The following is a 9950-nucleotide window of genomic DNA, read 5'->3' as shown; positions in this document are numbered from 1 at the left end:
TCCGTCTGCCAGCTCTTAGCGGTCAGCTCAGTGCCGCGGGCTGCTTTAACCGGGCGGGCACCGGTAGTGAAATCGGCGGGTGCCATGAGGGGCTCCTTCGTGTTCTGGGCGAGTGTTGGGGTCGCGGTTCTTGGAAGAGGTTCTATATCTACTAAAGCCCCTCCCGGCGAGCCCTGACAGGGCTTTCGAAGGGGTGCTGTCCGGGATTCCAGACGCACCCCCTCACTCCCAACTGAGTAGCAGCAGATGTCGTTTTGAGCGCTCATAACGACATCTGCTGCTACTTATTTGTGCGGAGGCGGGTAGAGGAAAGTCGGGACCGGTTCTACTTGGCGGGGCGGCCGTGGATTCGGACCGAAAGCTCGTCGGCTACTTTCTGGACCCGGGCCGCGAGGGCCGGCCATTGGTCCGCCGGCAGTTTGTCTTCGAGGAACGTAACGGCTACTGCCGCCGTCGGCCATCCCACGTGATCCGTGACGGCGGCAGCAATCGAGCCGAAACCGGGCGTTACCTCCCCGTGTTCGGTGGCATAGCCGCGCTGCCGAACCTGGTCCAGGTGGGAGGAAAGCGCCGAGTACTTCATGATGGCGCCCTCCACCTCATGCCGGGCGGTGAAAGCCGCAGCGTTCGGGTACAGCGCGCGGACCTGCGACTTCGGCAATGCCGCGAGGATAGCGCGTCCGCTGGCGGTGAGGTGGCTGGGGAGCCGGACGCCGACGTCGGTCACCAGCGACGGGCGGTTTTTGGCCCGCTCTTCCACGATGTAGAGCACGTCACGCCCATGAAGGACGGCCAGGTGGGCACTTTCGCCGATCACGTCCACCAGCGACGCCAGCAGCGGCCGGCCCAAGCGGGAGAGCGGTTCCTGCCGAGAGTAGGCCGAACTCAGCTCGAAAGCACTGATGCCCAATCCGTAGCGCTGTTCCTCGTGGAGGTGGAGGACAAAGCCGTTGGCCTCCATCACCCCCAGAAGGTGGTAGACGCTCGAACGCGGCAATCCGAGGGATGTGGCAATGCTCGACGCCGCCATGGGGCCACGCTTTGAAGCCAGCAGTTTGAGGATGCGCAGTGTGTTCTCGGCAGCGGGGACCTTGGAAGTCACCTTTGGCTCACGCCCACTCTGCGCCCTTGCTTCCATGCTTACCGCCACCGTATCCTCCGTATTTCTTGCGGGATCCTTCAGGCATGTCCGGGATCCCGTACTTAAGCTTGCGCCCTTAGCTGCCCGCTGGAAGGCAATGAAGGCAAGGCATCTGTCCGGGATGCCAGACAGATGCCGGGGGAAGTGCCCTGTGTGCGGACAAAGACCCTAGGCTGAAGCGTATGGTCTCAACCGCCGACATCCTTACCGCCTTCCTGCAGGTGGATGCCTCCGTTGCCAGCGAGCCGGTCCTTCGACGCCTGGGATTCCGGGCAATCCCCACCACCACGCCTTTTGTGTGGACACCCGGCGAAGGTGGCCATTCCCGTGCAGCCTGAGTGGAGTCCCAGGATCGGCTGGGCCGAGCTTCCCGGCCACGTGCGCGCCGGCATCGAACGGGTTCTCGGCTCCCCCGTTGTTGAGGCAATGGGCCAGCGGGGAGGCTTTTCTCCCGGCACTGCGGACCGGGTCCTCACCGCCGCCGGCCGGCGCGCCTTCGTTAAAGCCGTCAGTCCGCAACTGAACGAGCACTCGCCCGGAATCCATCGGAAGGAGGCGGCCGTTGCAGCCGCACTTCCCGCCGGGCTTCCAGCGCCGACCCTGATCGGCACCTATGACGACGGCGAATGGGTCGCGCTGGTGCTCAGCGATGTGGAAGGCAGGCATCCCCACACGCCGTGGAACGCCGTCGAGGTTCACCTGGTCCTTGACGCCCTGCTGGCGATAGCCGGGACACCGCTCCCGCCGGAACTCACCCGGTTGCCCCCTCTTCAAACCGAACTCGCGGATCCGTTTGGAGGGTGGACCCGCATCCGGCGCAATCCGCCAGAGGACTGCGCTCCTTGGATCCTCCAGAACCTGGACACGCTGGAGGATCTGGCGGAGCAGGGCCTGAAAGACGTGGCCGGTGCATCGCTGGCCCACACCGACGTCCGTGCTGACAACATCATCATCACGGCCACCAACGGAGCCGTCCTGGTGGACTGGCCGTGGGCTGCCATCGGTGCGCCGTGGGTGGATGCCCTCACGGTTCTCATTAACGTTCGCGTCTTCGATCCTGCCTTCGATACCGACGCGTTCCTGCATTCCCACAGCGTCTTCACGACTGCCAACGCGGCCAACGTCGACGGCTTCCTGGCCGGCCTTGCTGGCTACTTCACCGATGCCGCCCGGCAACCGCCTCCGCCAGGCCTACCTAGCCTCCGGTCTTTCCAGCAGCAGCAGGGCGAAGCCGTCATTCACTGGCTGCGGGAACGACTCTCGGCCCCAGGTTCTACCTTGACGGCTGACGCTCCGCCGGTTGGGTAGAGTGCCCGCTATGGACGAAAAAGAGACACTCCACCACTATCTTCGTGTCAGGCGGGAGAACCTCCTGGGCAAGCTGGAGGGCTTGGGTGGCTACGACGTCCGCCGGCCGCTCACGCCCACCGGCACCAACCTGCTGGGCCTGGTCAAGCACGTGGCGAGTATGGAGCTTGGCTACTTTGGTGAGGTCTTCGGCCGTCCCAGCGGGCGGCATCTCCCATGGTTCGACGACGACGCGAGCCCCGACGCAGACCTCTGGGCCACAGCCGACGAAAGCCGTGAAGACATTGTCGGTCTGCATCTGTTCGCCGCGGCGCACACCGACGCGACCATCGAGGCGCTGCCGCTGGACTCCCCCGGCGTTGTTCCGTGGTGGCCGGAGGAGCGACGCGACGTCACACTGCACCAGATCCTTGTCCACATGCTGGCCGAAACGTCCCAGCATCTGGGCCACGCCGACATCCTGCGCGAACTCATCGACAGGACCGCCGGCCAGCGTCCCGGTGATCCCAACCTCACCTCGCGAAACACCGAGGACTGGGCCACCCACCGTGCCGCCATAGAGGCCGCCGCGCGGGAAGCCTCCGGCAAGACTCAGGAAGGGGCAGCCCGGAGCGATGCCTGACCCCGCGATCCGGGTAGGGGCGTGCAGCCAGCAGTCGTTTCAAATACGGACCACCACCTTGCCGCGCACCCGCCCCTCGTGCAGGGAGGCGATGGCCGCCGGAGCTTCCGCAAGGGGATAGACCTTCTCGATGGCGGGCTTCACGCTGCCAGCCTCGATCATGGAAGTCAGGGCCTCAAGGTCCTGATATTTTTCCGTTGAGACCAGTCCCTTGAACTTCTGCCCGGAGAACAGCGAGGCGAACGGCGCACCGAGGGAGCGTTCAAATCCGCCGGTCAGGTTCCCGCCGCCTTCGCCTCCTACAATCACGAGTGTTCCCTTTGGAGCGAGCGCCTTCCGCGAAACAGAGAGCGGCCGGTTGCCGGCGGTATCGACAATGACGTCGTACAGCACGCCGGCACGTGAGAAGTCGTCGCGTGTGTAATCGATGACATGGCTAGCTCCAAGCGACCGGACCAGATCCATCTTGCCGGTGCTGCAGACGCCGGTGACCTCAGCGCCGTACGCCGTGGCCAACTGGACGGCGAAGGACCCCACTCCCCCGCCTGCCCCGATGACCAGCACCTTCTGTCCAGGAGCGACCCGGCCGGCGTCGCGGACGGCCTGCAGGGCTGTCACGGCAGAAATGGGGGCGGCCGCTGTCTCTTCGAAGGTCAGGTTTGCGGGCTTGCGCGCCACAAGCTTCTCTTTGGCGCAAACAAATTCCGCGAAAGACCCCTCACAGGTGCCGAACACTTCATCGCCGGGCTGAAACCGGGTCACGCCCGCCCCCACTGCCTCCACGACGCCGGCAACTTCCCGCCCGCGGACCGGCACCTTGGGCTTCTTCAACCCGAAGCCGAAAAGCCGGACCAGGTACGGCATCCCGGTCATGAGGTGCCAGACCCCCTGGTCGACGCCGGCGGCGCGGACCCGGATGAGCACCTCTCCTTCGGCAGGCGCCGGCGTCGGGATGTCCCTGAGCTGAAGCACGTCCGCACTTCCATAAACGTCCTGCACAATAGCTTTCACGATGCGTCTCCTTCACGGTGCGGGTACTGGAAAACGTCCTCGAGCGGCACGCTGAGCACGTGGGCAATCTGGAAGGCCATCTCCAACGACGGCGAATAACGGCCTTGCTCGATGGCGATGACTGTCTGGCGGGTGACGCCCACGCGCTCGGCGAGCTCCGCCTGGGTCATCTCGCCCCGTTCGAACCGCAGCCGGCGGATTGAGTTGGTTACCCGCGTTGGTTTCACCACGGCTGGAACCCCCTGCGGTAGGCAACAATCTTTGCAATGGAACCCAGGATCGCCGACAGGACAAACGTCAGGTAGATGACGTTCGCGATCCAGAAGTGGTCCGTCTCCGTCATTGCCATCAGCAGTGCTGCCACTCCCCCGATGACCACAAACGACTGGCCGATGTACTCGCCGAAGCGGTAGATTTCGCGGTCGCGCTGGTCCTTCTTCCCGGCGTCCCTGGGCGAAAAAATGCCCATCAAGGCGTGCAGGGCGATGGACACTGCAATGGAGGCGCCGACGGTCCACAGCAGCGGCGCGACATACGGAACATCAACAAGTGGCATGGTCCCGGCCAGGCCAAGGACGATGGCCAGGTAAGCGCCGTAGGAACCCACGGCCACCACCCCCATGATCCACGCGCTCTTCTCTTCGAAGGACATTCCGTTTCCGCCGTTCCCAAAGAATGTAAAACAAACCTGACATTCCGAATGTAAAGAAAACCAGACACCATGTCAAGGGTTCTAGACTCAGTGGTTGACGAATCCAACACCCGTCCGGCTCAGTCTGAGATGAAAGACACCAAGCTCCCGTGAGGCTCATCACTCCGGGCGCCAGGATGGTCTGCTGGTTAGCGATCCCCTCCCAATGACGAGAAGGTACTTGTTATGCAGCAATCAGCCGTCCCGAAACAAACAGCCAGGCACGACGCAGGCGCGCAAGAGCCAAGCCCACCCGGTAAGGGTGTGCCGGGCGCCGCCGTCGCAAGTGTTCTGAACCGGGGATTGAACGTCCGCCATATCCGCTTTATGGCGCTCGGTTCTGCGATTGGCACCGGCCTGTTCTATGGCTCCGCCTCGGCAATCCAGAAGGCGGGCCCGGCGGTCCTGCTCGCGTACATCATCGGCGGTGCCGCGGTATTTATGGTGATGCGGGCCCTGGGCGAGATGGCAGTCCGGCACCCCGTCTCGGGCTCCTTTGGCCAGTACGCCAGCCGCTACCTCGGCCCATTGGCAGGATTTGTCACCGGCTGGACCTACGTCTTTGAGATGGCGATTGTGGCCATCGCAGACGTGACGGCCTTCAGCATCTACATGGGCTTCTGGTTTCCCCAAGTGGACCGCTGGATCTGGATCCTGGCGATCATCTGCTTCCTGGCCGCGCTGAACCTGCTCAGCGTCAAGGTCTTCGGTGAGCTGGAATTCTGGTTCTCATTGATCAAAGTGGTCGCCATCATCGCCATGATCGCCGGCGGCGCCGCCATCATCGCCTTCGGCTTCCAGGCGGGCGGTTCAACCGTGGCGCCCGGACTGGGCAACCTCGTGGAGCACGGAGGGTTGTTCCCCAACGGCTTCGAGGGGCTGCTGGCCTCGTTCGCCGTCGTGATGTTCGCCTTCGGTGGGATCGAGACGCTCGGCATCACCGCCGGGGAGGCCGCCGATCCCAAGAGGGTCATCCCCCAAGCGGTGAACACCGTACCGGTCCGCGTACTGCTCTTCTATGTCCTGACCCTCGGCGTCCTGATGAGCCTCTTCCCCTGGAACGAGATCGGCAGCAACGGCAGCCCGTTTGTCCAGATCTTCAGCGGCCTCGGCATCCCTGCGGCGCCCCATATCCTGAACGCCGTGGTCATCACGGCAGCCCTGTCCGCCATCAACAGCGACATCTTCGGAGCGGGCCGCATCCTGTTCGGCCTCTCCAACCAAGGCCACGCGCCGGCCGTATTCGGCAAGGTCTCCCGCCATGGTGTCCCGTGGATGACCGTGGTGATGATGGCCGGCATCCTCCTGGTGGGCGTCGTGCTGAACGCCGTGATTCCCGAAGACGTCTTTATCCTGATCGCATCGATCGCCACGTTCGCCACCGTCTGGGTGTGGGTCATGATCCTCGCCTCCCACGTGGCCATGAAGCGGGAGATCGCCCGGAAGGGCCTGCCGGCGTCGGAATTCCCGTCCCCGTGGTGGCCCGCGGCCTCTGTCCTGACCATCGCGTTCATGGCACTGGTCATCGCCGTCCTGGGCGCTTTCGAGGACACCCGCGTCGCACTGTACGTGGGAGCCGCGTGGCTGGGCATGCTGGTCCTCGCCTACCGGCTGTGGGTCAAGGGGAACGGACGACGCCGGGCCGACCTCGTGGACGAAACCTCACCGCTGCCGGTGGTCACCACCGCGGTTTCCGCCCACCGCTAGGCATCGACCCTCGGCCGGGGCCAGGGCTATCATCAGGCATGGTTCCGTTCACTAGTCTTCTGGCGTTTGCCCTGGCTTCGCTGGTCCTCATCGCCATCCCCGGGCCCAGCGTGCTGTTTGTCATCGGCCGGTCCCTCGCCCTCGGGCGCAAAGGCGGGCTCTTGAGTGTGCTGGGCAACGCCCTGGGCATGGTGCCACAGATCATCGCTGTTGCCATGGGAGTGGGGCTAGTTCTGGCGCAGTCGGTGGTGCTGTTCACGATCATCAAATTCGCCGGGGCGGCCTATCTGGCATATCTCGGCATTCAGGCGATCCGGCACCGCGGCGGACGCGCGACGGCGGCTGGCCCCGTGCCGCCGTCGTCCACCTGGCGCATGCTGCGCGAGGGATTCCTGGTGGGTGCCACCAACCCAAAGTCGATCGTGTTTTTCGTAGCGGTGCTGCCGCAGTTCGTTGACTACGCGGCCGGAAACATTCCGCTGCAGCTTGCGTCTTTGGGCGCGGTTTTTCTGGTGATAGCGCTCGTCTGCGACAGCATTTGGGCCCTGGCCGCCGGCACCGCCCGGCAATGGTTCGGCCGTTCGCCGAAACGAATCTCCACGCTCAGCGCCGCAGGCGGGGTCATGATGATCGGCCTTGGTGGAACGCTGGCGCTGACGGGCAGTAAGACCTAACCGCCGCCAACCCTTTCCCACGTCATGTGGGAGAGGGTAGGCCCAAAAACCTGCAGGAAGTGGGAGAGCGTCTTGGCAGGCTGTCCTACTCAGGCGGCAGCGACCGCAGAGCGCACCGCAACGGGCATGGGCGTCGTGGGCCGGCCGATGAGCGTGCGGAGGTCGGAGCCGCTGACCAGGAGGTCGCCGCGGGCGATGCCCAGGTCCGAGTCCGCCAGAACGTCGGCAAAGTGCTCCGGTATCCCGAACCCGACCAGCAGCCCGGCATAGTCCTCCACCGGAAGATCCTGGTACGCCACGGGCTTGTTGGCCGCTGCACTGATTTCCTGCGCCAACTCGGAGAGCGTGAAGGCGTGGTCCCCGCCAAGCTCATAGACCTTGCCGGCTTGATCGTCGGCAACCAGGACTGCGGCTGCGGCCTCGGCGTAGTCAGCGCGCGACGCAGCACTGACCTTGCCTTCGCCGGCGCTCCCGGCAAGTGCGCCCTGGGCAAGCGTGCCCGGCAGCTGGTCGGTGTAGTTTTCGAGGTACCAGCTGTTGCGGAGGATGGCGAAGGGGACCCCGGAGTCCTTGAGGATCGCTTCTGTTGCCTGATGCTCGGCAGCCAGTTTCATGCCCGTGGTGTCAGCATTAGCGATGCTGGTGTATGCGACCAGCTCGACACCCTCGGCCTTGGACGCCTCAATCACAGTGCGGTGCTGATCCACGCGCTTGCCTACCTCGCTGCCGGAAATCAGGAGGACTTTGCTGGCGCCTTTCAGTGCCTGGGCCACGGACGAGGGATCTGAATAGTCCATCGGCTTGACCTGCACACCACGGGCCTGGAAGTCAGCCAACTTTTCGATGGAGCGGCCGGTGGCAACGATCTCCGCCGCCGGAACGTTGCGCTGCAGCAAAGCCTCGATAACGTGGCGGCCAAGCTGTCCTGTTGCTCCTGTGATGACGATGCTCATGGGGTGTTTCCTTTCACCGATTTTTAGGGGGTCACCCTCCACAACCAGCCACGGACCGGATTACTTCCTGAAAGAGAGTACGCACTTTCAGGTAAGGTACTGACTTTTTGGTAAGATATGGCTATGGAAGCGATCAGTGTGCCTGCCCCGCAGTTTGCTGAACTACGGGCGGACTTCGCCGACGGCGTGTTCCAGGCGGGTTGCCCCAGCCGGACGGTCCTGGACCACATCACCAGCAAATGGGGTGTACTCATCCTGGCCGCGCTCTCAGAAGGTGAGCAGCGCTGGAGCGAGCTCAGGCGCCGGGCCGAGGGCATCAGCGAGAAAATGCTGGCGCAGACCCTCAAGACGCTCGAACGTGACGGCCTGGTGCTGCGGAAAGCGAGGCCGGTGATTCCGCCGCATGTTGATTACAGCCTGACGGACCGGGGCTACGAACTGACTGCCCTGCTGGTCCCCCTCGTCACCTGGGCCTACGACAACGCGGACGAGATCCTCAAAGGCCAACGCTGACTGGAAAATCCCTAAGTACCGGTCCTGCACCAAAACGAGTACATGTTACTGATGTGACTGGTGTGAATAGCGCCTAACGTATGCGTAGGGTGCCAGCCGGGACAAGAGGGCCGTCCTCTGCTGGGGCGTTCCGGCACCCGCACCGGTGGGCGGCCGCACGCCGCACTCAAGGAGTGGTTCGCATGGTGAAAGCACATGTCCAGGACCTTGCCAGCATGGGCAGGCCCGTAAGATTTTCCTCCCTCAGCGCCGGCGCCTGGGATCGTGTCCGGGTGACACTCGTTCCGCGGTGCCCCTATCGCGTGGGGGATGCCGTGGTGGGAGACGATCCGTTCAACGGCAGGCATGAAGGGATTGTGATGTCCCTCCGCGGCTCCTCCGTGGAACTCGGCACCGCTGCGGGGGTGTTCTTCTACGACCACCGCCACCTAAGGCGCCTGGACTAGCGCCCCAGGTGGCGGATGTCGATCCGACCCTGCGCCGACATGACAGATAATCCCCATGGTCTGGATTCCGATGGGGATTAGCTGTCATCTCGCGAACTCCGAAACCCTTAGCGCGCGGACCAGCCTCCGTCCATCGTGTAGCTGGCGCCGGTAACCATACCGGCATGGTCCGAGGCCAGCCAGGCCACCAGGGACGCTACCTCCTCCGGCTCCACGAGCCGTTTGACGGCGGACTCTGTGAGCATCACCCTGGCCAGGACCTCGGACTCCGGAATACCGTGCACCTGTGCCTGGTCCGCGATCTGTTTCTCGACCAACGCAGTCCGGACGTAGCCCGGGTTGATGCAGTTGGACGTGACTCCGTGCTCCCCGCCCTCAAGCGCCGTCACCTTGCTCAGCCCTTCCAGGCCGTGCTTGGCGGAAACGTACGCGCTCTTGAACGGGGAAGCACGGATTCCGTGGACGGAGGACACGTTGATGATGCGGCCGAACCCGTTGGCATACATGTGCGGCAGGGCGGCCCGGATCAGCAGGAAGGGTGCTTCCAGCATGAGGGAGATGATCTTGCGGAACTCCGCGGGATCAAACTCCTCGATGGGGCTGATGCGCTGGATCCCGGCGTTGTTCACCAGGATGTCGCAGTCCAGGCTCAGGGTGGCGAGCGTGTCCACGTCCAGCAGGTCAACGGCCCAGGAGGTGCCGCCCACTTCGTCGGCGAGCGCGGCGGCGCCGGCGGAGTCGACGTCGGCAACCACCACCTTCGCCCCGCGGGCAGCAAGCTCCCGGACGCACGCGGCACCGATTCCGCTGGCACCGCCGGTGACCAGCGCCTTGCGCCCGTTCAAATCGCGTTCCATTACTGTTCCCATCGTGTGCTTACCCGA

General features: G+C 64.2%; 13 protein-coding genes. 7 read left to right on the top strand and 6 right to left on the bottom strand.

Features of this window, described 5'->3' with window-relative positions:
- Window positions 1-325 precede the first annotated feature (325 nt).
- The gene (locus V9L17_RS20685; protein WP_337349097.1) at window positions 326-1138 is read right to left on the bottom strand and encodes an IclR family transcriptional regulator; all 813 of its coding nucleotides are present in this window, start codon (window positions 1136-1138) and stop codon (window positions 326-328) included.
- 185 nt (window positions 1139-1323) lie between these two features.
- Here V9L17_RS20685 and V9L17_RS20680 point away from each other — a divergent pair, with 185 nt between their 5' ends.
- The 3 genes from V9L17_RS20680 to V9L17_RS20670 are packed head-to-tail and all read left to right on the top strand — an operon-like array spanning window position 1324 to window position 3071.
- Complete coding sequence (locus V9L17_RS20680) at window positions 1324-1479, top strand: hypothetical protein (protein WP_337352724.1); 156 nt, start codon at window positions 1324-1326, stop codon at window positions 1477-1479.
- Window positions 1469-2449, top strand: a complete 981-nt coding sequence (locus V9L17_RS20675) for a phosphotransferase family protein (RefSeq protein WP_337352723.1) — start codon at window positions 1469-1471, stop codon at window positions 2447-2449. The genes V9L17_RS20680 and V9L17_RS20675 overlap by 11 nt, the downstream gene beginning before the upstream one ends.
- A 10-nt stretch (window positions 2450-2459) precedes the next feature.
- Entirely contained in the window at window positions 2460-3071 is a 612-nt protein-coding gene (locus tag V9L17_RS20670; protein ID WP_337349070.1) for a DinB family protein, read from the top strand.
- A gap of 39 nt (window positions 3072-3110) precedes the next feature.
- Here V9L17_RS20670 and V9L17_RS20665 read toward each other — a convergent pair whose 3' ends face one another.
- From V9L17_RS20665 to V9L17_RS20655, 3 genes are read right to left on the bottom strand one after another with little or no spacing between them, the layout of a single operon-like run.
- Window positions 3111-4082 (bottom strand): NAD(P)-dependent alcohol dehydrogenase, encoded by a 972-nt coding sequence (locus V9L17_RS20665; protein WP_337349071.1) that lies wholly within the window; start codon window positions 4080-4082, stop codon window positions 3111-3113.
- A complete protein-coding gene (locus V9L17_RS20660) occupies window positions 4079-4312 on the bottom strand; it encodes a helix-turn-helix transcriptional regulator (RefSeq protein WP_337349072.1) in 234 nt (77 codons plus the stop codon). The genes V9L17_RS20665 and V9L17_RS20660 overlap by 4 nt, the downstream gene beginning before the upstream one ends.
- Window positions 4306-4734, bottom strand: coding sequence for a hypothetical protein (locus V9L17_RS20655; protein ID WP_337349073.1), 429 nt, complete (start codon window positions 4732-4734; stop codon window positions 4306-4308). Before V9L17_RS20655 ends, V9L17_RS20660 begins: the two co-directional genes overlap by 7 nt.
- A 225-nt stretch (window positions 4735-4959) precedes the next feature.
- On the opposite strand from V9L17_RS20655, the gene V9L17_RS20650 reads away from it, so the two are divergent.
- Together V9L17_RS20650 and V9L17_RS20645 are read left to right on the top strand one after the other, a co-directional pair.
- On the top strand, window positions 4960-6480 hold the full coding sequence (locus V9L17_RS20650; protein WP_337352722.1) for an amino acid permease: 1521 nt from the start codon (window positions 4960-4962) through the stop codon (window positions 6478-6480).
- 38 nt (window positions 6481-6518) lie between these two features.
- Window positions 6519-7154: a LysE family translocator gene (locus V9L17_RS20645; RefSeq protein WP_337352721.1), complete on the top strand. Its 636-nt coding sequence runs from the start codon at window positions 6519-6521 to the stop codon at window positions 7152-7154.
- An 89-nt stretch (window positions 7155-7243) separates the two neighbouring features.
- On the opposite strand, the gene V9L17_RS20640 is transcribed toward V9L17_RS20645, so the two are convergent.
- On the bottom strand, window positions 7244-8107 hold the full coding sequence (locus tag V9L17_RS20640) for an SDR family oxidoreductase (RefSeq protein WP_337352720.1): 864 nt from the start codon (window positions 8105-8107) through the stop codon (window positions 7244-7246).
- Window positions 8108-8230: 123 nt separating this feature from the next.
- Here V9L17_RS20640 and V9L17_RS20635 point away from each other — a divergent pair, with 123 nt between their 5' ends.
- Window positions 8231-8620, top strand: a complete 390-nt coding sequence (locus tag V9L17_RS20635) for a winged helix-turn-helix transcriptional regulator (RefSeq protein ID WP_337349077.1) — start codon at window positions 8231-8233, stop codon at window positions 8618-8620.
- A gap of 182 nt (window positions 8621-8802) precedes the next feature.
- Window positions 8803-9066, top strand: a complete 264-nt coding sequence (locus tag V9L17_RS20630; protein ID WP_337349078.1) for a hypothetical protein — start codon at window positions 8803-8805, stop codon at window positions 9064-9066.
- Window positions 9067-9173: 107 nt separating this feature from the next.
- Here V9L17_RS20630 and V9L17_RS20625 read toward each other — a convergent pair whose 3' ends face one another.
- Complete coding sequence (locus V9L17_RS20625) at window positions 9174-9923, bottom strand: 3-hydroxybutyrate dehydrogenase (RefSeq protein ID WP_337349079.1); 750 nt, start codon at window positions 9921-9923, stop codon at window positions 9174-9176.
- Window positions 9924-9950: the final 27 nt, after the last annotated feature.

This window comes from Pseudarthrobacter sp. CCNWLW207 (genome assembly GCF_037203945.1).
Taxonomy (GTDB): domain Bacteria; phylum Actinomycetota; class Actinomycetes; order Actinomycetales; family Micrococcaceae; genus Arthrobacter.
Note: the sequence above shows the minus strand (reverse complement) of the source record. Positions and strands in the feature narration are given on the sequence as shown.